Origin of the sequence: Georhizobium sp. MAB10 (assembly GCF_045012825.1) — a bacterium.
Lineage (GTDB): Bacteria > Pseudomonadota > Alphaproteobacteria > Rhizobiales > Rhizobiaceae > Georhizobium > Georhizobium profundi.
Map to the genome: position 1 here is coordinate 13847 of NZ_CP118314.1, position 21868 is coordinate 35714.

General features: G+C 62.1%; 23 protein-coding genes. 6 read left to right on the forward strand and 17 right to left on the reverse strand.

Features of this window, described 5'->3' with window-relative positions; genetic code table 11:
- Positions 1-5: 5 nt before the first annotated feature.
- Both arsH and arsC read right to left on the reverse strand, forming a co-directional pair.
- The gene (gene arsH, locus PU133_RS00080; RefSeq protein WP_404863010.1) at positions 6-719 is read right to left on the reverse strand and encodes an arsenical resistance protein ArsH; all 714 of its coding nucleotides are present in this window, start codon (positions 717-719) and stop codon (positions 6-8) included.
- A gap of 37 nt (positions 720-756) precedes the next feature.
- Positions 757-1161 carry an arsenate reductase (glutaredoxin) gene (arsC, locus tag PU133_RS00085; RefSeq protein ID WP_404863011.1) on the reverse strand — a complete coding sequence of 135 codons (405 nt, stop codon included), beginning with the start codon at positions 1159-1161 and terminating at the stop codon, positions 757-759.
- Between the two features lie 135 nt (positions 1162-1296).
- On the opposite strand from arsC, the gene PU133_RS00090 reads away from it, so the two are divergent.
- Positions 1297-2043: a sulfate transporter family protein gene (locus PU133_RS00090; protein WP_404863012.1), complete on the forward strand. Its 747-nt coding sequence runs from the start codon at positions 1297-1299 to the stop codon at positions 2041-2043.
- A gap of 9 nt (positions 2044-2052) precedes the next feature.
- Here the strand turns inward: PU133_RS00090 and nth are convergent, their stop codons facing one another.
- Positions 2053-2847 (reverse strand): endonuclease III, encoded by a 795-nt coding sequence (gene nth / locus PU133_RS00095; protein WP_404863013.1) that lies wholly within the window; start codon positions 2845-2847, stop codon positions 2053-2055.
- Between nth and PU133_RS00100 the strand changes: the two genes are divergently transcribed.
- On the forward strand, positions 2846-3340 hold the full coding sequence (locus PU133_RS00100) for a DUF2244 domain-containing protein (protein WP_126006459.1): 495 nt from the start codon (positions 2846-2848) through the stop codon (positions 3338-3340). The genes nth and PU133_RS00100 overlap by 2 nt on opposite strands.
- Before the next feature lie 14 nt (positions 3341-3354).
- On the opposite strand, the gene PU133_RS00105 is transcribed toward PU133_RS00100, so the two are convergent.
- From PU133_RS00105 to PU133_RS00140, 8 genes are all read right to left on the reverse strand, one after another.
- The gene (locus tag PU133_RS00105; RefSeq protein ID WP_404863014.1) at positions 3355-4224 is read right to left on the reverse strand and encodes a GNAT family N-acetyltransferase; all 870 of its coding nucleotides are present in this window, start codon (positions 4222-4224) and stop codon (positions 3355-3357) included.
- Positions 4225-4329: 105 nt separating this feature from the next.
- Entirely contained in the window at positions 4330-6147 is a 1818-nt protein-coding gene (locus PU133_RS00110; RefSeq protein ID WP_404863015.1) for an ATP-binding protein, read from the reverse strand.
- A gap of 126 nt (positions 6148-6273) precedes the next feature.
- Positions 6274-6843 carry a NifU family protein gene (locus PU133_RS00115; protein WP_404863016.1) on the reverse strand — a complete coding sequence of 190 codons (570 nt, stop codon included), beginning with the start codon at positions 6841-6843 and terminating at the stop codon, positions 6274-6276.
- 211 nt (positions 6844-7054) lie between these two features.
- Positions 7055-7549, reverse strand: coding sequence for a universal stress protein (locus PU133_RS00120; RefSeq protein WP_126006469.1), 495 nt, complete (start codon positions 7547-7549; stop codon positions 7055-7057).
- 66 nt (positions 7550-7615) lie between these two features.
- Positions 7616-8677 (reverse strand): tryptophan--tRNA ligase, encoded by a 1062-nt coding sequence (trpS, locus tag PU133_RS00125; protein ID WP_404863017.1) that lies wholly within the window; start codon positions 8675-8677, stop codon positions 7616-7618.
- Between the two features lie 133 nt (positions 8678-8810).
- The gene (murJ, locus tag PU133_RS00130) at positions 8811-10379 is read right to left on the reverse strand and encodes a murein biosynthesis integral membrane protein MurJ (protein WP_404863018.1); all 1569 of its coding nucleotides are present in this window, start codon (positions 10377-10379) and stop codon (positions 8811-8813) included.
- A gap of 6 nt (positions 10380-10385) precedes the next feature.
- Positions 10386-13229 (reverse strand): [protein-PII] uridylyltransferase, encoded by a 2844-nt coding sequence (locus PU133_RS00135; protein ID WP_404863019.1) that lies wholly within the window; start codon positions 13227-13229, stop codon positions 10386-10388.
- A 71-nt stretch (positions 13230-13300) separates the two neighbouring features.
- Positions 13301-14251 carry a nucleoside hydrolase gene (locus PU133_RS00140; RefSeq protein WP_404863020.1) on the reverse strand — a complete coding sequence of 317 codons (951 nt, stop codon included), beginning with the start codon at positions 14249-14251 and terminating at the stop codon, positions 13301-13303.
- Positions 14252-14416: 165 nt separating this feature from the next.
- On the opposite strand from PU133_RS00140, the gene PU133_RS00145 reads away from it, so the two are divergent.
- Positions 14417-14842 (forward strand): Hsp20 family protein, encoded by a 426-nt coding sequence (locus PU133_RS00145; protein WP_126006483.1) that lies wholly within the window; start codon positions 14417-14419, stop codon positions 14840-14842.
- Positions 14843-14898: 56 nt separating this feature from the next.
- Entirely contained in the window at positions 14899-15186 is a 288-nt protein-coding gene (locus PU133_RS00150) for a DUF1150 family protein (protein WP_126006485.1), read from the forward strand.
- A 49-nt stretch (positions 15187-15235) separates the two neighbouring features.
- Here PU133_RS00150 and ptsN read toward each other — a convergent pair whose 3' ends face one another.
- The 6 genes from ptsN to PU133_RS00180 all read right to left on the reverse strand — a co-directional run bounded on the left by ptsN (position 15236) and on the right by PU133_RS00180 (position 20378).
- Positions 15236-15700, reverse strand: a complete 465-nt coding sequence (gene ptsN / locus PU133_RS00155; RefSeq protein ID WP_126006488.1) for a PTS IIA-like nitrogen regulatory protein PtsN — start codon at positions 15698-15700, stop codon at positions 15236-15238.
- 75 nt (positions 15701-15775) lie between these two features.
- On the reverse strand, positions 15776-16351 hold the full coding sequence (hpf, locus tag PU133_RS00160; protein ID WP_126006491.1) for a ribosome hibernation-promoting factor, HPF/YfiA family: 576 nt from the start codon (positions 16349-16351) through the stop codon (positions 15776-15778).
- Positions 16352-16607: 256 nt separating this feature from the next.
- The gene (gene rpoN / locus PU133_RS00165) at positions 16608-18185 is read right to left on the reverse strand and encodes an RNA polymerase factor sigma-54 (protein WP_404863021.1); all 1578 of its coding nucleotides are present in this window, start codon (positions 18183-18185) and stop codon (positions 16608-16610) included.
- A 125-nt stretch (positions 18186-18310) separates the two neighbouring features.
- On the reverse strand, positions 18311-19102 hold the full coding sequence (gene lptB, locus PU133_RS00170; RefSeq protein WP_404864598.1) for an LPS export ABC transporter ATP-binding protein: 792 nt from the start codon (positions 19100-19102) through the stop codon (positions 18311-18313).
- 24 nt (positions 19103-19126) lie between these two features.
- Positions 19127-19687 (reverse strand): LptA/OstA family protein, encoded by a 561-nt coding sequence (locus PU133_RS00175; RefSeq protein WP_404863022.1) that lies wholly within the window; start codon positions 19685-19687, stop codon positions 19127-19129.
- A 10-nt stretch (positions 19688-19697) separates the two neighbouring features.
- Positions 19698-20378, reverse strand: a complete 681-nt coding sequence (locus PU133_RS00180; RefSeq protein WP_404863023.1) for an LPS export ABC transporter periplasmic protein LptC — start codon at positions 20376-20378, stop codon at positions 19698-19700.
- Positions 20379-20553: 175 nt separating this feature from the next.
- Between PU133_RS00180 and sppA the strand changes: the two genes are divergently transcribed.
- A complete protein-coding gene (gene sppA / locus PU133_RS00185) occupies positions 20554-21540 on the forward strand; it encodes a signal peptide peptidase SppA (protein WP_404863024.1) in 987 nt (328 codons plus the stop codon).
- Positions 21537-21827 carry an integration host factor subunit beta gene (locus PU133_RS00190; RefSeq protein WP_126006504.1) on the forward strand — a complete coding sequence of 97 codons (291 nt, stop codon included), beginning with the start codon at positions 21537-21539 and terminating at the stop codon, positions 21825-21827. The genes sppA and PU133_RS00190 overlap by 4 nt, the downstream gene beginning before the upstream one ends.
- Positions 21828-21868 lie beyond the last annotated feature (41 nt).

A 21868-nucleotide genomic window follows, 5' to 3' on the forward strand; every position in this document is an offset into this window, starting at 1 on the left:
TCCGATCAGATGGCGCGCTGGTTGACGCGCTTCGACAGGTCCTCCGCGCTTTCGACGCGCTCGGAATAGCGATCGACGAGATAGTCGGCGCGATCACGCACCAGCAGCGTGAACTTCATCAGTTCCTCCATCACGTCGACCATCCGATTGTAGAAGGGCGATGGCTTCATGCGGCCGTTCTCTTCGAACTCGGTGAACGCCTTCGGTACGGAGGACTGGTTGGGGATCGTCACCATGCGCATCCAGCGCCCGAGGATGCGCAGTTGGTTGACGGTGTTGAAGCTCTGCGAGCCGCCGCAGACCTGCATCAGCGCCAGGGTCCGGCCCTGGGTCGGACGCATGCCGCCAAGCGCAAGCGGTAGCCAGTCGATCTGGGCCTTCATGATGCCGGTCATCGCGCCGTGCCGTTCGGGCGAGCACCAGACATGGGCCTCCGACCAGAGCGACAGATCGCGCAGTTCCTGCACCTTCGGATGGTCAGCAGAGGCAGCATCCGGAAGTGGCAGATCCTTGGGGTCGAAAATCCTCACTTCAGCACCGAAGCGGGTGAGAACCCTGGCTGCCTCCTCAGTCATCAGGCGCGAATAGGACCGTTCGCGCAACGATCCGTAGAGCATCAGAACGCGGGGCGGATGCGTCTTGTGAGCGGGCCGCAGCAGCGCGTCCTCGTCGATGGGGCAGAACGCATCTTCGCGCAGCGCCGGGAAATCTTGCGTCATGAATATGCCTTTGCTGTCGATAGCTGACCCCGAGGGCTTAAGGCCGCCGGATCACCTCGCCATCTTCCTTGGTAAACTCTGTCATCGCACCGTCCGGCAGCAAGTCGAGAACCTGTTCGGACGGGCGGCAGAGGCGCGTGCCCAGCGGCGTAATCACGAACGGCCGATTGATGAGGATCGGGTGTTTCATCATGCGGTCGAGCAGATCATCCTCCGTCAGGCTCTCATCATCGAGACCGAGCGCATCATAGGGAGTACCCTTGCGCCGCAGCGCCTCGCGGACCGTCAGCCCCGCATCGGCGATCATCTGCTTGAGCGCCTCGCGCGTCGGCGGGTGCTTCAGATATTCGATCATCTGGGGTTCGACGCCGCTAGCCCTGATCATCGCAAGCGCATTGCGTGAGGTGCCGCAGGCGGGATTGTGGTAGATCGTCACGCTCACGCGGATCTCCGTAATCATATTTCTAGATTTATCGATATATCGTCCACTGCGGGGAACTGCAACACCCTCGCGGCTCGACATTGCAGCGCAGCATCTGCCCTCCTACATCCTGAGAGACAAGAGAGAACCTGGGCCATGATTTTCAGCAGCATCCGTCTCGCAATTGCAGACCTTTTCGCGCCGGAAAGCCGTTCGGCATTCTGGAAGGTGATCGGCCTGACATTGCTGATGCTCGTCGGGCTGTGGTTCCTCGTCACCGGTGTATTCTCTGAATGGACGTTGCCCTGGCTGCAGGGCTTCTTCCCCGACATGCCGGAATGGACGAGCACGGCCGGCTTCCTGTTCGGCATCCTCGCCTCGATTGCGCTGGCTCTTGGTCTTGCGTTTCTGATCGCGCCGATCTCCGTGCTGATCGCCGGCCTGTTCCTCGACGATGTGGCGGAGGCGATCGAGCGGCGGCACTATGGAGATCGGCCGGTCGGTCAGGCGCTATCGCTGCGCCAGTCCATTCCGCACACGCTCAAGTTCCTCGGCATCGTCATCCTCGGCAACCTTTTGGCGCTGATGCTGCTCTTCATCCCGCTCGTCAATCTGATGGCGTTCTTCGTGGTCAACGCCTACCTCCTGAGCCGTGAGTTCTTCGAATTTGCCGCCATGCGGTACCATACGCCGGCGGACGCCAAGCAACTGCGGTCGCGCCACGGCACGACGGTGTTCTTCGCGGGCATCGCCATTGCCGCGTTTCTGGCGATCCCCATCCTCAACCTTTTGACGCCGCTCTTTGCGGCGGCGCTGATGGTGCACCTGCATCAACGCGTCGTGGCCAAGGACCCCGAATACGCACTCACGGCGCGCGCTCCGACCCCTGCCACGGTGCACTGACTCTTTTAGTCAGATGGCTTCTGCCGTCGGAGCGTCGATGTCCTGCGTCAGTTCAACGATCGGGGCGGGAATGTCCGTTGTCTTTTCCTTCGATTTGCAGAGATCGGCGATGATGCAGCGCTCGCATTCCGTCTTGCGGGCCTTGCATACATAACGCCCGTGCAGGATTAGCCAGTGATGCGCGTGGTAGAGATAGGGCTGCGGGATCACCCGCATCAGGATCTCCTCCACCTCATCCGGTGTCTTGCCGGGCGCGAGGCCTATGCGGTTGCCGATGCGGAAGATGTGGGTGTCGACCGCCATCGTCGCCTGGCCGAACGCCATGGAGAGCACCACATTCGCGGTCTTGCGGCCGACGCCCGGCAGCGTCACCAGCTCTTCCCGCGTCATCGGCACCTCGCCGCCGAAGTCGTCGACGAGCTTCTGGCTGAGCGCGATGACGTTCTTCGCCTTGTTGCGGAATAGCCCGATCGTCTTGATGTAGTCGCGGACCGTGTCTTCACCGAGTGCCAGCATCTTCTGCGGCGTGTCGGCCACCTCGAAGAGCGCCCGCGTCGCCTTGTTCACGCCGGCATCGGTCGCCTGCGCGGAGAGCGCCACGGCAACGACCAGCGTGAACGGGTTCACGTGCTCCAGTTCGCCCTTCGGCTCGGGCCGCTGCAGCTGGAAGCGCCGGAACATCTCCTCCAGCTCCACCTTGGTGTAGCGGCTGCGCCGCGTCGGTTTGCGGGGACTGCGGCTCGCGATTATTTGTCCGGCGGGGGTCTTGGGCTTTTGCATCCGGCCTCTATAATCTGCGTCCATGAGCCAAGGCAACGCGGCCGATGCCGCACCCGACACACCGGTCTTCGAGGCCCTTTTGACCCCGCACCGGTCGCTCGGTCGCGGCGGATTCATCGTCTTGATGACGCTGACTTCGGCGCTCTTCATCGCCCACGGGATCGTGTTCCTGATCGCCGGGGCGTGGCCGATCTTTCTGTTTTTCGGGCTGGATCTCGCGCTGCTCTACGGCGCGTTCTGGCTGAATTACCGCTCCGCGCGCGCGCGTGAAATCGTCAGCGTGTCACGAACACTGCTCACGGTCCGCAAGATCGCGCCGTCGGGCCGCAGCGCCGAACACCGGTTCAATCCGTTCTGGGCGCGCTTCCATGTGGCGCGGCATGAGGAGATCGGTATTACCGGGATGGCCGTGGAAGGCGAAGGCCGGCGCACCGATGTCGGCTCGTTCCTCAATCCCGACGATCGCGAAAGCTTCGCCCACGCCTTTTCGGGCGCGCTCGCTTCGGTGAAACGCTGAACCAACCGGCCTGATCAGCCGCAGAAGCGGCTGGCATCGGCGCGGTAGTAGTTCACATAGCGCGGGCTGATCGCGGCGCGCGGGAGCACCACCATCACATCCGTCGTGCCGAAGGCGCGATCGATCACGGCACCGTCGCCGAAGCGGGCGCCAAGCCTCAGATAGCCCTTCACCAGCGGCGGCAGGGCTGCAAGCGCCTCGCGGGGGCGGATCGCTTCGACGGGCATCAGATCCATCTTGCGGTAAAGCTCCGGCAGCGCCGACACGGCCCACTCGCCTTGCGCGGCCGCGGAGTGGTGCAGGAACGACAGGGCGAGCGCATGGGCTTCCGGCCGGCAGCCGCCGAAGGATGCGCAACCGAACATCACGTCGATGCCGTGCTCCAGCGCATAGGCCCAGATGCCCTGCCACAGCAGTTCAACGGTGCGCTTGGTGCGGTAGGGCGGCAGCACGCAGGAGCGGCCGAGCTCGAGAAACCGCTTCTGCGGGTGGCGCGCGATCATGTCCGCAACGCCGAATTCCGAGGTGGAGTAGAAGCCGTGATGGGACTTCGCCACGCTCTGGCGCAGTAGCCGGTAGGTGCCGACGATCTGGTCTTCGGCGTCGCCGCCAAGGCTGGTGTCCAGCACCAGCAGGTGATCGCAATAGGTGTCGAGACTGTCGACATCGTAGCCCGTCGATGCGGAAGCCGGCGTCATTCGGGCGCCGAACTCTTCCACGAAGACGTTGTGGCGCACGCGCTGCGCGGCACGGACCTCAGAAGGCCCTGCTGCAAGGCGGGTGACCAGCGTGCCGATGCGGCCGAGGATGGCGCTGTCGGCGACGACATGGGGCGGGATCATCCGGCTCTGGCTGGCGGCAAGCTGTCCGAGCTCAATGGTCATGGGAATCATCCAAAAAAGGCAACCGTTTCTGCAGCGCCTTTAAACATGACTGTGCAACAGAGCAGTGACAAGGTCGGCGGGCGGATGAAACCCCAGGCTGCGGCTTCAGGACGCGATGCGCGCGATCAACCGCAACAGGCTCGTCGGATCGATCGGTTTTTCGAGATAGAGATCCGCCCCGATGAGAAGCGTCGACTCGCGCGTCTCATTTTGCCCGTCAGCGCTGAGCACAACAACAGGGATATGCGGCAAGCGCCTGGACCGCTGCGTGGCGCGGATCTCGCTGATCGCCGTCGCACCATCCATTACCGGCATGGCGAGATCGGTGATGAGCAGATCATGGGCGCAGGCGCCGGTGATCGGATCGAATGTTTGCTCGATCAGCTGCTGCCCGTTCTCGACGAGAACCACGGAATGGCCCTCCTTGCGCAGGACATTGGTGATGAGCAACGCATTCACCGGATTGTCCTCGGCAACAAGGATGTTCAGCGAGCGCGTCATTCCGTCCAGAACGATGAGGCGATCGCCATCGGGATGCGGGGCGTGGTCGGGCAGTGCACGAAACTCCCCGCGCAGAACCGACACGAGGCTCTTGAGACGGATCGGCGAGATCAACCAGCTGTCGAAGCCGCGCTCGGTCAAGCGCTGCAGCGCCTCGCGCTCGATGGGCCGAACGAGAAGCGTGCGTCGCGGGCCGCCATTTTCGAAAAGCGGCAGTCCGGCGATCGATCCGCGAGCACGGTCCAGGATCCGCGCATCGACAATGACGTCGGTGATTTCTTCGTCGGCGCAGAATGCCGCAAGATCGCCGCTGGGCGTTGCCACGTGCCAGCTGCGGCCCCCTTCCGCCGTAATGCGCTTGACCAGCGCATCCGCCGTCTGGCCGCGCGGCACGAGCAGCAGCACGCGGTTTCCGGCAAGCGCCGGCTGCTTGGCGAAGTGATCGATGCCCGAGGGCGACAGCGCCTCGGCGAGCGGCAAGGTCACGATGAAGCGGCTGCCGTGCCCGGTCAGGCTCTCGACCGTGATGGTGCCACCGAGCGCCTTGACGATGCGGTTGGAGATGGACAGCCCCAAGCCGACGCCGCCATGGGTGCGTGTCTTGCCGCCATTCGCCTGCTCGAATTCCTCGAAGATGCGTTGCTGATCGCCACGCGCCAGGCCCGGGCCGGTGTCGGCAAAGGTCAGCACAAGGTTGTCGTCGACACGTGCCACCTCGAGCATGACACCGCCTGCGTCGGTGAACTTGATGGCGTTGCCGAGGAGATTGAAGACCACCTGGCGGAGCCGGTTGTGGTCGGTCGCGACCATTGTCGGCGTACCGGCGGCGATCGCTGCGGCGACATCGATGCCCTTTTCGTGGGCGCGCGGCGCCATCAGTTCAATCGCGTCTTCGATCAGGTGATGCAGATCGCCCGTCTCGCGCCTCGGTTCGAACTTGCCAGCCTCGATGGCCGAGAAGTCCAGAAGATCCGCCACGAGATCGAACAGCGCGGTGGCAGAGCGGCGCACGGCTTCGACGTAGCTTTCCTGCTCGGCGGATAGCTGCGTGCGCTCGAGCAGATGCGTCATGCCGAGAATGCCGTTCAGCGGCGTGCGCACTTCGTGGCTCACCATCGCAAGGAAGCGCGATTTGGCACGGCTCGCATCTTCCGCCTTGCGGCGGGCTTCGACCAGTTCGGCGGGCAGCGCTGCCGGTTTCTGATCGGGAACGAAAGGTCGACCCGTGCTGCCAGAAACGAAAGCGATCGCAGCGGCACCGGTCAGGCCCACCATGAGAAAGGGCATGCTGGCCGGTGCGATGAAGGACACGATGGTCGCGACGAAAAGGCCGGCAAGCACGATGCCGGCCTGGGGCTGGTCTGAAAGCCGTTGGCGAAAAGTGCCAAACCACCCGCCGGAGGCCGGTTGGAGAGCCTGCAAGGGTCTCAAGACCCGTGAACGTTCGCTGTCAGGGACAAAGGTCATGAGAGCGAGACTAGCAGCCTCGCCCTAGAGAAGATTTGAAACCTTCAGTAAGATTTTAGGGAGATCGTGAGGCCGAGCGCCTCAGACCGCCTCGACTTCCCGAACTTCGGGAATGAAGTGCTTCAAAAGGTTCTGGATGCCGTGCTTCAGGGTCGCCGTGGAGGACGGGCAACCGGCGCAGGCGCCCTTCATGTTCAGGAAAACCGTGCCTTCCTTGAAGCCGCGGAAGGTGATGTCGCCACCGTCCTGGGCAACGGCCGGACGGACGCGCGTTTCCAAGAGTTCCTTGATCGTCGCGACGATCGTTTCGTCCTCGTCATCGAAGAACTCGCCGTCATCCATGGCGTTGCCGCCGGAATTGGCCGCTGCCATCACCGGCTGTCCGGCCATGAAGTGTTCCATGATGGTGCCAAGCACGGCGGGCTTGAGGTGCTGCCAGTCAAGCGCATCGGACTTCGTGATGGTGACGAAGTCATAGCCGAAGAAGACGCCTTCGACGCCGGCGATGGCGAAAAGCTTGCCAGCGAGCGGGGAGGTTTCAGCGGCAGAAGCGGCATCGCGGAAATCCGCCGTGCCCTGCTGCATCACGACCTTGCCCGGCAGAAACTTCAGGGTCGCCGGGTTAGGGGTGGCTTCGGTCTGGATGAACATGTTCATTACTCCCTGCAAACCGGGCTTAACCGATTGGAGCGCGATGCGCTGCTTATGTCTCGCGTTTCCGGACGGTGAACCGGTATCCGTTGCACCTTGGAAACGCTGCTAGTTTGGAATCTTTCCAAAGAAGATATGGCTTTCCGCGGTCGCGATCAAGCGACTGCTTTGCGGTAGTTGACTGCTTTTGGAAAGTTTGATGCGCGGCGGCTCAGCTCAGCGCATCGATGTCATCGTCGGAGAGATCGCTCGGAATGACGGTGACCGGCACCGGGAAGGCGCCTGCCCCGCGTCCACCGATCGCCGAAACGAGTGGACCGGGGCCATCTTTAGCTGAGCCCGCCGCGAGAACCAGGATCGCGATGTCCTTGTCTTCCTCGATCAGTGCGTTGATCTCGTCGCGCGTCGATCCTTCGCGCACCACGGTTTCGGCGTCGATGCCGATCGTTTCACGCACGCGGCCGGCAGACTTGGCGAGAAGGCTTTCGGCTTCCTCGAAAGCCTCTGCCCGCATGATTTCCTCGACGCCGAGCCAGTGCTGGAAATCGGCCGGCTCCACCACGAACAGCAGCACGAGGCCGCCGCCGGAGTTCTTGGCGCGCATGGCCGCGTAGCGCACGGCACGTTCGCATTCGGGGGTGTCATCCAGCACCGCCATGAATTTGCGGCGGTGCCCTTCTTCGCGCGATAGTCGTCTTGATACCATGGCGCGGACATTGCCACCGCGCCCATGCCCCCGCAAGAGACATTGTGAGCGGCTGCTTTGCCCCGCTCAGAGGAAGCCGATAATGTCCTTGACGTCTGCCATCGTCTCCTCCGCGATGACACGCGCCTTGGCGGCTCCTTTTGCAAGAACCGCGTCGATATGGCCGGGATCGTCCATCAGGCGGCGCATTTCACCGTTCATCGGCGCCAGCTTCTCGACAGCAAGATCGGCAAGTGCCGGCTTGAATTCGGAGAACTGGCGGCCACCGAATTCGGCGATCACGCTCGCCCGGCTCGTCTCGGCCAAGGCGGCATAGAGCGTGACGAGGTTCTCGGCTTCCGGACGGCCGGCGAGGCCCTCGACCTCGGACGGCAAGGCGTCTGGATCGGTCTTTGCCTTGCGGATCTTCTTCAGGATCGTGTCGGCATCGTCCGTCAGGTTGATGCGCGATAGGTCGGACGGATCCGACTTCGACATCTTCTTGGTTCCGTCACGCAGCGACATGACGCGCGGTGCCGGGCCTTCGATCAGCGGCTCGGTCAGCGGGAAATAGGCGTCGATGCGCTCTTCACCGACGATGGTTTCGACGGCACGGCCGCTCGAGGCGATCTTGCCGGAAAAGTCGATGTTGAACTTCATCGCGATATCGCGGGTCAGCTCAAGGTGCTGCTTCTGGTCGTCGCCGACCGGCACGTGGGTTGCGCGGTAAAGCAGAATGTCGGCAGCCATCAGCGACGGATAGGCAAGCAGGCCGAGCGAGGCGTTCTCGCGGTCCTTGCCGGCCTTGTCCTTGAACTGCGTCATGCGGTTCATCCAGCCGATGCGCGCGACGCAGTTGAAGATCCAAGCGAGTTCGGCGTGGCCGGACACGGCAGACTGGTTGAAGACGATGTGGCGCTCGGGATCGATGCCCGCAGCCAGGAATGCTGCAGTGATCGAGCGCGTCTGGCCCTTCAAATCCTCATGGACGAGCTGCGCCGTGATCGCATGCAGGTCGACGACGCAATAGATGCAGTCGTAGCTGTCCTGCAGCGCGACGAAACGCTTGATGGCACCGAGATAGTTGCCGAGATGGAGGTTGCCGGTGGGCTGAACGCCTGAAAACACCCGCTCCTTGAATTCTGCCATGCGCATTGCCGGGCTTGTGGAGGGCCCGCTCCTTTGGTTCGGCCCGATCAGGCCCATTGAAATCGCGGCGGGTTATGCATGGACGCCCGCCCTTCTGCAAGAGCCAGCCACCCGCAAGGGTCGGCGTCGTGGATCAGGTTGCCGCCTTGTTGCGCTTGAGGAGCCGCATGAGATGGCGGCCCTCGATTGCGCCCGTGGCGAGCGTGAAACCGAAATAGACGAGCGCTGCGACGCCGATCGTGCCGAAGACGGCAATCGCTCGCACCAGCAGCCCCGCATCCATCAGATACGGCTCGAGATAGGCGAGCGCCAGCCACAGCACCGCGCCCATGAGCGCGCTGCCGGCGATGATGAGCGCGATGCGCCGCAAGGTGACGCCGGACGGCCGGAAGAGGTTGCGGTTCCACAAAACGATGGCAAGCAGGCCGGCATTCGCCCAGCCGAAGAGCGCCGTCGCGATACCGATGCCGACGACGCCGTAGATCGGGAACAGGATGAGGCTCGCCGCCACGTTGACGACAACACCGACGCCCGCCATCCACATGGGCGTGCGCATGTCTTCGCGCGCATAAAACCCCGGCTGGAAGATCTTGATCAGCACGAAGGCCGGCAGGCCGAGCGCGAACGCGGCAAGCACCGCCGCCGTGATCTCGGTGGTCTCCCGGCTAAACGCACCGCGCTCGAACAGAAGCGCCACGATCGGCGCGGGCAGGATGAGCAGTCCGACGGTCGCGGGGACCGTCAGCGCCAGGCCGAATTCGAGGCTGCGGTTCTGGAGCACGGCCGCATCGCCCAGATCGCCGGCCTTCAGCGAGCGGGCAAGTTCCGGCAGCAGGACCACCCCAATGGCGACGCCGATCGTCGAGAGCGGCAGCTGGAGAATACGATCGGCATAATTGATGACGGCGATCGCACCATCCTGGCCGGATGCGATGACCTGGCCGATCAACAGGTTGATCTGCGTGATGCCTCCGGTGATCGCCGCCGGCAGCGCCAGCCATAGCAGGCGTTTGACGGCAGGCGTCGGTCGCGGCACCCGCAAGCCAATATGAAAATGCTCCCGCCGCACGCCCCAGATGATCGCGCCGAGTTGCACGAATCCTGCGACCACGACACCCCAGGACAGCGCAAGGCCTAGCCCCTCCTCATCATAGCCGAGCGCCATGGCGATCAGGATCGCGCCGATCATCACGACATTGAGAAGGATTGGCACGAAAGCGGCGAGGAAATAGCGGCGAAACGCGTTCAGAATGCCCGAAAACATCGCCACCAACGACATGGCGGCAAGATACGGGAACATGATCCGCGTCATCGTCACGGTCAGGTCGAACTTGTCGGGCGTATCGGCAAAGCGCGGTGCGATCACGGTGCCGACGAGAAATGGCATAAAAATCATCGCGAGCGCCGATAGCGCAATCAGGATGAAGATCAGGACCGAAAAGACCTGTTCGGCAAAATCCCTCGCCGCAGCACGCCCGCCGCCCTCAAGCTCCTTGGCGAACAACGGCACGAAAGCGGAGTTGAACGCGCCTTCCGCAAATAGCCGTCGAAAGAGGTTCGGAAAACGGAACGCCGCATAGAACGCATCGGCAACCGGTCCCGCGCCAAGCGTGCTCGCGATCAATGCCTCGCGCACGAAGCCGAAGACGCGGCTGCCCATGGTGGTGCCGCCGACAGTGGCGAATTTTGCTATCAGTCCCATGGTGATTCAGGCTTTCACGCGTCTAGCCGACGCACGGCGCGGCGTCGGCGGAGCAACCATCCCGTTCGGCATGCGCTCTCGAGCTTCGTCTTCGACATTCGCCATCACCGCCTTCAGCCGAGCAATGATGTTGGCTTGGCGCGTTTCCGAGACGATCTTGTGACCGACGAGGTCGGTCACGTAAAAATTGTCGATGACTTTTTCCCCGAAGGTCGAGACGTGTGCAGACGTGATGTCGAGCGAAAGGTCGGACAGCACGGCAGTGATGCTCGCCAGCAGGCCCGGACGGTCCAGCCCTTCCACCTCGATCACGGTGAACTTGTTCGAGAGGGAATTGGAAATGGTCACCGCCGGCGGGACCTTGAAGGCGTGTGCCTTGCGCGGCTGTTTCGATTTAGGGGCGATCACGTCCGGAAGGCGCTTCTTGCCCGAAAGCATGTCCTCGATCAGGCGGCCGATGCTCGTAGCCCGGCGGATCTCGTCGGCATCGTCCTTGAACTCGCGGTTGATCAGGATCGTGTCGAGCGCGCGGCCGTCGGATGTCGTGAAGATCTGCGCGTCTGCGATGTTGGCGCCGGCCGCAGCGCATGCACCGGCAACCAGCGTCAACAGGCGCGGATGGTCGGGCGAGAGCACGGTGATTTCCGTGATCGCGTGGAAGGAATGGGTGCGCACCATCGTCGCGAGCACGCGCCCTTCGCGATCGGCCTCGCGCACGAATTCGGCATGGCGGATCTGGTCTTCGAGTTCGGTCGACAGAAGATACGGCTCGTAATGCAGGCCGAGGTAGCGCTGACGGTCCGCCTCATCCCAGGACGCGAGCGCCTTGCCCAACTGCTCGGAGGCAAACAGTGCGCGCTCCCGGCGAGAGACTTCCGAAAAGCCGCCCGACAGCATCAGCTCGGTCTCATAATAAAGTGTGCGCAGGAGCTGGCCTTTCCAGCCGTTCCAGACGCCGGGGCCGACCGCGCGGATATCGCAGACGGTCAGGATGAGGAGCAGCTTCAGCCGGTCGAGCGACTGCACGATCTGCGCGAAGTCCTCGATCGTCTTCCGGTCGTTGAGGTCGCGTGCTTGCGCGATCATCGACATCTTCAGGTGCTCTTCGATGAGCCAGGCGACCAGTTCGGTCTGCTTCGGCGAGAGGCCGAAGCGCGGGCAGAGCTTGCGGGCGACACGGGCGCCGGCAACCGAGTGATCTTCCGGGCGACCCTTGGCGACGTCGTGCAGGAATACGGCGACATAGAGCGCCTGGCGTTCCTCCACGCTCGGCATGATCTTGGACGACAGCGGATGGGCATCCATGTCGCGGCCATTGTCGATGTCTGAAAGCACGCCGACGGTGCGGATGAGGTGCTCGTCGACCGTGTAGTGATGATACATGTTGAACTGCATCATCGCGACGATCTTGCCGAATTCCGGGATGAACCGGCCAAGCAGCCCTGCTTCGTTCATGCGCCGGAGGATGAGCGCAGGATCACGGCGCGACGTCAGGATCGACAGGAAAAGCCGGTTTGCCTCGGCATCCTCGCGAAGCTCGTTCTTGACGAGCCGCAGCGACCGCGTGACCCGCTTCAAGGCATCGGGATGAAACTCGAGGCCGTTGAGATCGGCAAGGTGGAACAGGCGGATCAGGTTGACCGGATCGCGCTTGAAGACGTCCTTGTCGGCGATGGTGATACGGCCCCGGTCTTCCAGAAAATCCAGCGTGCCGGCGATCTTGCGCGTGCGGGCGGTGAACCGCGTGATCATCGCGGTGATGCCCGGCGCCTCTTTCGCCTGCTGATCCTCAAGCTCGGCGCAGAGGATGCGGGTCAGGTCGCCCACATCCTTGGCCACGAGGAAATAGTGCTTCATGAAGCGTTCGACGGCGGAGAGGCCCGGGTGGTCGTGGTAACCGAGCGCTTCGGCGATTTCGCGCTGAATGTCGAAGGACAGGCGCTCCTCGGCCTTGCCGGTGAGGAAATGCATCTGGCAGCGTACGGCCCAGAGGAAATCCTCGGCCTTTTTGAAGACCTTGAATTCGCCCTTGGAGAGCACGCCGAGCTTCACCAGCTCCGCCTCGTCGTCGATGCGGTAGAAGTATTTGGCGATCCAGAACAGCGTGTTCAGGTCGCGAAGGCCGCCCTTGCCTTCCTTGACGTTTGGCTCGACGAGATAGCGCGTGTCACCGGACTTGCGGTGGCGCTGATCCCGTTCGGCAAGCTTCGCCTCGATGAATTCCGGCGCCGTCGACCGCACCACCTGCGTGTCGAAACGCTCGGTCAGGGCGTCGAAGAGCGGGACCGCGCCGCAGATGCGTCGCGCTTCGAGGATCGCGGTGCGGATGGTAATGTCGCTGCGCGACAGTCGAATGCACTCGTCGATCGTCCGCGTGGCGTGACCGACCTTGAAGCCCATGTCCCAGAGCACGTAGAGCACGAACTGGGCGACCTCTTCTTCCCGCCCGGAACGGCGATCGGCAAGAACGAAGAGCAGGTCGATGTCAGAACCCGGCGCGAGCGTGCCGCGGCCATAGCCGCCGACGGCCGCCACCGTCATCCCGTCACCCGCTCCAGTACCGGAGCCTTGCGAGGGGTAGACATGCGTCGTCGCAAAGTCGAAGAGCGCGGTGATGATCGTGTCCTGGAGATGTGAGATCCGTGCCGCACAGAGCAGGCCCGAGCCATCGCTTTCCAGCAGCGAACGCGCCTTTTCGCGGCCTACGTTGCTTACCCGGCGCATCTCGACAAGAAGGGCAGCGCGTGCCTCCGGCGTGGCGCCCCCAAGCTCGGCGGCGATGGCCGAAACGGCCCGCGCCAGCGCAGGGGCGTCGACGATCTCGGTGAACTTCATGTCGTGCTGCGTCATGGAATCATGCCGGCCCCAGTTTCCCAGAAGCGCTATAGCCTATCTCGATGCCCGGGCGCCATTGCGGCCGCTCAGGAATAGGTTGCGAGACGTTCCGTCAAAAGGGTGAAGAAGCCCTCGGCATCCACCTCGCGCATGACAGTCGCGTTCGGCGCCCGGTCAGTGACATGCCACCAGTCGACGACCGTCATGCCGCGCGTGAGATCCGAGGCAGTTTCGATCTCGACATTGCAGAAACGTCCGGCGAAAAGCTCGGGGCGAAGCAGATAGGCGATGACGCAAGGATCATGCAGCGGCGCACCGTCGGAACCGTATTTCTGCTCGTCGAAACGCTCGAAGAACACCAGCATTTCGGCAAGCGCTCGCGTCGCCTTCGAAGGGAGCGCGGCGATCGCTTCGGTGCGGGCACGGGTGGTCAGCACCTTGTGTGTGACATCGAGCGGCATCATCACGATGGGCACGCCTGCGCGAAACACCACATCCGCCGCTTCCGGATCGACATAGATGTTGAATTCGGCGGCGGGCGTGATGTTCCCGCCTTCGAAGAAGCCGCCGCCCATCAGGACGATCTCGGCAATGCGGCCGGCGATCTCTGGGGCTTTTTGAAGAGCCAGTGCCAGATTGGTGAGCGGCCCCAACGCACAGAGGGTGACCGTGCCTGTCTCCTCGGCAAGCAGCGTGCGGATGATGAAATCGACCGCGCCCTCATCCTGAAGCTCGCCGACGGGCTCATCGAGCAGCGGACCGTCGAGCCCGGTCTTGCCGTGAACGTGTTCCGCCGTCACAAGCGGACGCTTCAACGGTGCATGGGCGCCGGCATAAACGGGAACGTCGGCGCGCCCCGCAAGCTCGCAGATGATCAACGCATTGCGGGTCGTCCAATCGAGCGGAACGTTGCCGGCCACCGCCGTGATGCCGAGAACATCGAGCTCCGGGCTCGCCAGCGCCAGCAAAATTGCGGCTGCGTCGTCCTGCCCCGGATCGGTGTCGATGATGATTTTGCGCGTCGTGCCGCTGTGCATGTCGTATCAGGTCCTGGTCTCTTTTCGGCAACGCCTATCCTCGCCGGCCCCTCGCCGCAAGCCGCTTGCAGTGCAGCAATCCGCCACCCATATTGAGCGCAACGGAGATGCCGCCTTCTAAGGGTCTCCGCCTGAATGGTCGCTTCGTGCAAGGACTGGCAGACGATGTCACGCATAACTCCCTTTTCGAGCCCGCTTCTGCTCGGCTTCGATACAATGGAAAAGACGCTGGAGCGTCTCGCCAAGGCGAGTGATGGATATCCGCCCTACAATATCGAGCGGATCGCCCCACGCGACGGCATCGGAGACAGGTTGCGCATCACGGTAGCCGTCGCTGGCTTCAGCGACGACCAGCTGGATGTGACCACCGAAGAGAACCAATTGATCATCCGCGGCCGCCAGGTCGATACCGAAGAGCGTGATTATCTGCACCGCGGTATTGCCGCGCGACAGTTCCAACGCATTTTCGTGTTGGCGGATGGGATCGAAGTTCTCTCTGCGGAGTTGAACAATGGACTGCTTTCCATTGATCTTGCCCGTCCGGAACCGCAGCGACTGGTGAAGAAAATTAATATTTCGGTTCGAGACTGAAATATGCAGGGCGCGCGAGTCGATCTTCGATCGAGCGGCCCGTTTGGAGAAATGCCATGGCTTTCAAGGAATTGACATCGCGAGATGCCGCCGGCGCCGAGCTGGCAGCGAAGATTAGCGCGAACGAGCTTGCCGATCTCGGCAATGGCGAAGTCGGCTATATCCGCAAGATGCGGTCGGAAGACGTGTCCAAGAAGTTCCCTCAGGCACCGGATTTGGAACCCGGGCTTGACCTCTGGGGTCTTTTCGGTGCCGACGGTACGCCGATCCTCCTGAGCGATAGCCGGTCCAGCGCCTTCTTCAAGGCAGCGGAAAACGACCTGAGCACCGTTAGCGTTCACTGACGCTTGCATAGATACCCGAGGGCGGCGTCTTCGACGCTTGCCCTCGGTATTAGGCGGCGTTCGACGCCTCGTCCTGGGTCAGGAAAGTATAGATGGCCGACGCCTGGTCGCTCGCACGCAGCTTAGCGACAGTGTCCTGGTCCCGCAGCACGCGTGCAATGCGCGACAGTGCCTTGAGGTGATCCGCACCAGCACCCTCCGGAGCAAGCAGCAGGAACACGAGGTCGACCGGTTGATCGTCAAGCGCTTCGAAATCGATCGGCTGATCGAGACGCGCAAAAACACCGACGATTCCAGGCAATGTCGTCAATTTGCCGTGCGGAATGGCAATGCCGTTCCCCACACCGGTTGAGCCGAGCCTTTCGCGCTGAAGTATGACCTCGAAGATTTCCCGTTCGGTCAATCCGGTGATTTGGGCGGCTTTCGAAGCCAGTTCCTGAAGGAGCTGTTTCTTCGAGTTTGCCTTCAGCGCGGGTATCACCGCGTCCGGGGCAAGCAGATCAGCCAAAGCCATTCCTATTCCTCGCGTATCATCCCGGCGACATCGAACGTCCGCCCCAAAGAGGGGCGGACATTACGCATCAACTCGTCAGGATTTATTGTTGGCTGCGTCGACCCAGCCAATGTTGCCATCTGTCCGGCGGTAAACCACGTTGAGGGCATCGTTGCCGGCATTGCGAAAAATTAGAACCGGTTCATCCGTCATGTCCAGCGCCATCACTGCGCTTGCGACCGACATGGTTCTTACCACTTTTGAGCTCTCGGCGACAATGACGGGCGCGTAATCCTCAGGAATTTCGTCGTCTTCGTCGGAGCCGCTGTCCATAACCGTGTAGGGCAGTTCCATCATCTTGCTCTGGCCGTTGCCGGCGTGATGGTCCTTCAAACGGCGCTTGTAGCGGCGCAGTCTCTTCTCCAGGCGCTCCGAAGCGCCATCGAAAGCGAACTGCGGCTCCTGTCCTTCCCCGGTCGCCTGCATTACCACGCCCGTATCGAGATGAATCTTGCAATCGGCGGTGAAGCGCGACCCGGATTTCTCGACCGTCACCTGGCTGGAATATCCTCCGTCGAAATACTTGCTCACCGCATCCTGGATCTTGTCCTCGATCCTGGTACGGAAGGCTTCGCCGATTTCCATATGTTTTCCAGACACGCGCACGCTCATGGAGAGCCCTTTCTTATTCTGTGACTTGCGGTGTCAGCTTATGCCAAGGTCGAGCGCCATCCAAGCGCAGACCTCGTAATCGGTCCGGTCCTTCGCGGCGCTTGGCTCGCGCATCTCGTCCGGCCGTCGGCGGTTATCTTTTCGGAACGCAGCCTCATGCACTTTGGTACAGCCGGTTCCACGAATGGCGGGGCGTGTACGCGCCGCGGAATGGCCTGTCAAGCAAGGCGAACCGGCACTCGGGGAAGCTGGAAGCCTAGGAAGCGACGCTTGCCATCAGCGCCTTCTTTTCCCGTCGGCGCTGTACCGAGGAGGGAATGTTCATCGATTCCCGGTACTTCGCGACGGTCCTGCGGGCTAGATCGATGCCCCGATCCTTCAGCACCTTGACGATATCGTCATCGGAAAGAACCGCATCCGCCGCTTCCGCGCCGATCATTTTTCGAATCGTTTGCCGCACTGCCTCGGCCGAATGGGCATCCCCGCCTTCGGACGAGGCGATCGAGACAGTGAAGAAATACTTCAGCTCGAACACGCCGCGCGGCGTCATCATGTATTTGTTAGAGGTGACGCGGCTGACGGTCGATTCATGCATGCCGATCGCGTCGGCGACGGCGCGTAGATTGAGCGGCCGCAAATGGCTCACGCCATGCAGCAGAAAAGCATCCTGTTGGCGGACGATCTCGCTTGCCACCTTCATGATGGTGCGGGCTCGCTGATCGAGGCTGCGCGTCAGCCAGTTGGCGCTTTGCAGGCATTCCGCGAGGAACGCCTGGTCTGCGGGGCTCTTGCCGGCGATGCGACTGACATGGGCGTAATACGTCTGGTTGACGAGCACGCGCGGCAAAGCGTCGGGGCTCAGTTCCACGTGCCAGCCGCCCTCCGCGGCCTGGCGGACCATGACATCGGGCACGATCGTCTCGACGCTACCCTTCTGAAAGGCCAGGCCTGGCTTTGGGTCCAGCGCCCGGATCTCGCCCAGCATGTCGAGGATGTCTTCATCGTCGACGCCGCAGAGCTTGCGCAGTGCCGCAAAATCCCGCCGCGCCAGCAATTCCAGGTTCTCCAGAAGACACGCCATGGCCGGGTCGTGCCGATTACGCGCTTTCAGCTGCAGTGCGAGGCATTCTTTCAGCGACCGTGCGAAGAGGCCAGGTGGGTCCATGCGCTGCAACCGAGCAAGCACGGCTGTGATCACATCGGACGAAACGCCCAGACGCTCGGCCATCGCAGCCGCGTCGAAATCGACATAGCCTGCATCGTCCAGATGATCGGCGATCTCAGCCGCGATGACGCGCTCGATGGGATCGGCAATGGACAGCGCGATCTCGGCCTCGACATGATCGCGCAGCGTCGTTGCGGCCGCGACGAACTCGTCGAGATCATGGATGTCGCCGGCACCGGAGCCGTTCGCGCCAGGCATCGATTTCCAGCTGTCGAGGAATTCGGGCGACGCGGCTTTTTGGGGCTCGCCATCGTCGGGAAAAACGTTGTCGTAGTTGGCATCCAGACGTTCGGACACGAACTCGCCGTCCGGCGTCAGGCCGTTTTTTGCCCAATCGGCATCGCTATCGACAAGGGCTCCATCGCTGGCTGCATCATCGCGCCTGTCGCCGTCGTCCGGCCGACGCTCACCTGAGCGACCGAAGTCGTGGGCGTGCATGTCCCCGTCGTCGCCCGCCAGTTCCAACAGGGGGTTCTTTTCGACTTCCTGCTCGATGAAGCGGTTGAGTTCGATATGGGTCAGTTGCAGCAACCGGATCGACTGGATGAGCTGCGGTGTCATCACCAGTGATTGGCTCTGGCGCAATTGCAGGCTTGCCGACAGTGCCATGACTGAAACGAACTCCCGAAACGCGACGCTCGGTGCGGCTTGCCGCACGACCAAAGTGATGTGGCCCAAAAATTGCTTTTTTCCCGAACCGGGTCAAGTCAAAGCAGATTTCTGCGACATTGTGCTTAAAGCGTAAACTGTTCGCCCAAATACAGGCGGCGAACGTCGGGGTTGGCCACGATTTCATCCGGCCGCCCATGGGTGAGCACCGCACCCTGGTGGATGATATAGGCCCGGTCGATGAGGCCGAGCGTCTCGCGCACATTGTGATCGGTGATCAAAACACCGATGCCGCGCTTTGTCAGGTGGCGGACCAGATTTTGAATGTCGGCGACTGCGATCGGATCGACGCCGGCAAATGGCTCGTCGAGCAGCATGAAGGTCGGGTCGGAGGCCAGTGCGCGGGCAATTTCGAGCCGACGCCGCTCGCCGCCCGAAAGCGCGATGGACGGCGACTTGGCGAGATGGTCGATGTGGAATTCTTCCAGCAGCGAGGCGAGCTTCTCGGACCGCTTCTTCCGGTCGGGCTCCACGACCTCGAGAACGGCGCGGACGTTTTCCTCGACGCTCAGGCCGCGAAAGATCGAAGCTTCCTGCGGCAGGTAGCCGACGCCGAGACGTGCCCGGCGATACATCGGCATCTGCGTCACGTCGAAGCCATCGATCTCGATCGTGCCCTTATCGACCGGAACGAGCCCCGTGATCATGTAGAAGCACGTCGTCTTTCCGGCACCGTTCGGCCCGAGAAGGCCGACGGCTTCGCCGCGACGCACACCGAGGGAAACGCCGTTGACGACGGCGCGCGACTTGTAGCTCTTGGTCAGGCCTCTCGCGATCAGCGTGCCCTGGTAACGCGCCTCGGATGGCGCATCGCTGTCGCGCGCCGGCGGCGCTCCCCGGTTGAAGAGAGAATTCAGCAAGAGGATGGGTCCTTGAGGCCGTTATTCCGAAGGCCGCGAGGCTGGGTTCAACTGGATCTGCACCCGGTTCCCGCAGCTTTCGAGGCGCGCATTGCCGTTAGCGACCTCGACAGTCAGCTTGCACCCGACGAGGACATTGTCGCCTTCCGACAGAACGACCCTGTCGCCGGATAATGTCAGGATTTCGTTCGACATGTCGTAGGTGCCGGCATCGGCCGTCGCGGTTTGCTCGCCGGATTGCAGAAGCACGTCGTTGCGCAGTTCGATGCGCTCGATCGCCGCCGTTCCGGTCGAGACCGAGCCGCTATCGCCGCTGTAGAACACGGTCATGGCGCCCGACTTCAGCACCATCTCCCCCTGGACGACGTTTACATTGCCGGTGAAATCAGCGCGGCCGTCGCTTTCGCTGACCTGAAGCTCATCGCTTTCGATCTGGATCGGCTGGTCCTCGGACAAAGCGAATCTCGAGCTTTGCCGCTCCACCGTTTGTGCGTGAATTGACGGCACGGACAGAGCGAGCGCTGCAAGGACAAAGGCCGCATAACGCGTCGGACGGGCGAGCGACGAAGTATAGAAATTCATGGAAGACATATCAGTCGGCGCTTTCTTCGCGGCTGCTCAGCGTCGACGGATGGATAATCATCCGCACGTCACGCTCGAAAACTATGATCGCGCCGTTATCCCTGATCCGAACAGACTGCGCAACAAGAGACGTCTTGCCATTACGGATAACAACACCGTCATTGGTTTCCATGGCCCCGACACCCATGTCGAACCTGGCGGATTGAAGATCGACTTCAAGCCCTCCGGTCGCACGCACCGTGAAGGGTGCATCGAGCACCAGGGTTTCGAGCAGGCGATCATAGATCCCGCGCTCGGCCTCGACGCTCGCGATCTCATTATCGCCGACGGGCAGTTCGGCGTTGATGTCGTTCAAGGTGATCACATCGGGCGTCGCGACATTCTGGGTGGCACGCGCAGCGTTCATCGTGAAGGTCCGGCGATCATCGTTCTGTCCGGAGAGCGCCGGATTTTCCATGACGATGACACCGTTTTCCATCGTCATGCGATCGAAGACGATGTCGGCGGGGGTGACCCGGAAAGCAATCGACACGACGACGAACGCGACCGCAAGGCCGATCGACACCACCGGCAGCAAAATCTTGAGCCGTTTCACCCAGGCGGAATGGCGCTGCCCCTTGCGGTATTCGCGCGCAGCACGGCTGATTTCCGTACCGCTGCCGTCCGCCATCGCCTCGCCACTCACTGCCATTTCGCCGCTCTTTTGATCCGTCACACTCCGACCTTGTGCGCCAATATGGTTATTTTGCCGTTGACCGACCAGTCGACGACGGATGTGTCGGCGATATTTCCTCTGCCGTCATGGCGCAGCGGTTGCGGCTCTGGTATGGAAACCGGCCACGTGATCACGTGAAAGGATTGTTATCTTGGACCAATCTGGCATCGCCGATCGTCGGCGGCTCAGACGCAAACTGGCCTTTTGGCGCATCGTCGGCCTGCTGGCCGTCGTGCTGCTCGTTTTCGGCCTCACCTATGCCGGTAGGTTTGCCGAGCGCGGTGACAAGGCACGGTCCCATATTGCGCGCGTCATGGTTTCCGGGGTCATCACGGCAAATGAAGACCTGCTGGAACGCCTCGAGGATGTCCGCGATGATCCGAACGTTCGGGCCGTCGTCATCGGCATCGAGTCCCCCGGTGGCACCACCTATGGCGGCGAGGTGCTCTATAAGGCGGTGCGGGACATTTCCGCCGTCAAACCCGTCGTCGCCGAAGTGCGCGGCCTTGCCGCCTCTGCCGGCTACATGATCGCCAGCGCCACCGACCACATCGTTGCCGGCGAGGCTTCCATCGTCGGGTCGATCGGCGTGATCTTCCAATACGGCAATATTTCCGAGCTCCTCGACAATATCGGCGTCAGCGTAGGCGCCGTGAAGTCGTCGCCGCTCAAGGCAGAGCCCTCGCCTTTTTCACCCGCCAATCCCGAAGCCGAAGAAATGATCGGCCGGCTCGTCGCCGACTCCTACGACTGGTTCGTCGATCTGGTGGCCGAGCGGCGCAACATGACGCGGCCGGAGACACTTGCGATCGCCGACGGGTCGATCTTCACGGGACGTCAGGCGCTTCAAAACGGCTTGATCGACGCCATCGGCGCGGAGGACGAAGTGCGCGCCTATCTCGGCACGCGTGACATCGACACCAATCTCGACATCGTCGACTGGGAGCCCGAGCGCTCGCGTGGCCTGCTCTTCGGCCAGGCAGCAGCTGGCCTCATCGGTGGAATGTTCGGCAATTCCGCTCTTGGAAGCCAGGTTCTGTCAGCTTTTACCGATCAGAAGTTGTTTCTTGACGGTCTGATTTCGGTTTGGCAGTTTGGCGGGCAACAAGCACGAGACGACTGGGGGAACACACCGTGATAAAGTCGGAGCTGGTGCAGATCATTGCGTCTCGTAATCCGCACCTCTTCCATCGCGACGTCGAGAACATCGTCAATGCGATCCTGGACGAGATCACCAATGCTCTGGCCGATGGAAATCGCGTCGAACTGCGCGGTTTTGGCGCTTTTTCGGTGAAGAACAGACCGTCGCGGTCCGGCCGGAACCCGCGCACGGGTGAAACCGTTTTCGTCGAAGAGAAGTGGGTCCCCTTCTTCAAGACCGGCAAGGAACTGCGTGAACGCCTGAACCCCGATCAGGTCGACTGAACGCGGTCCGCATAAAGCCGCCGATCAAGAAGCTGGCACGG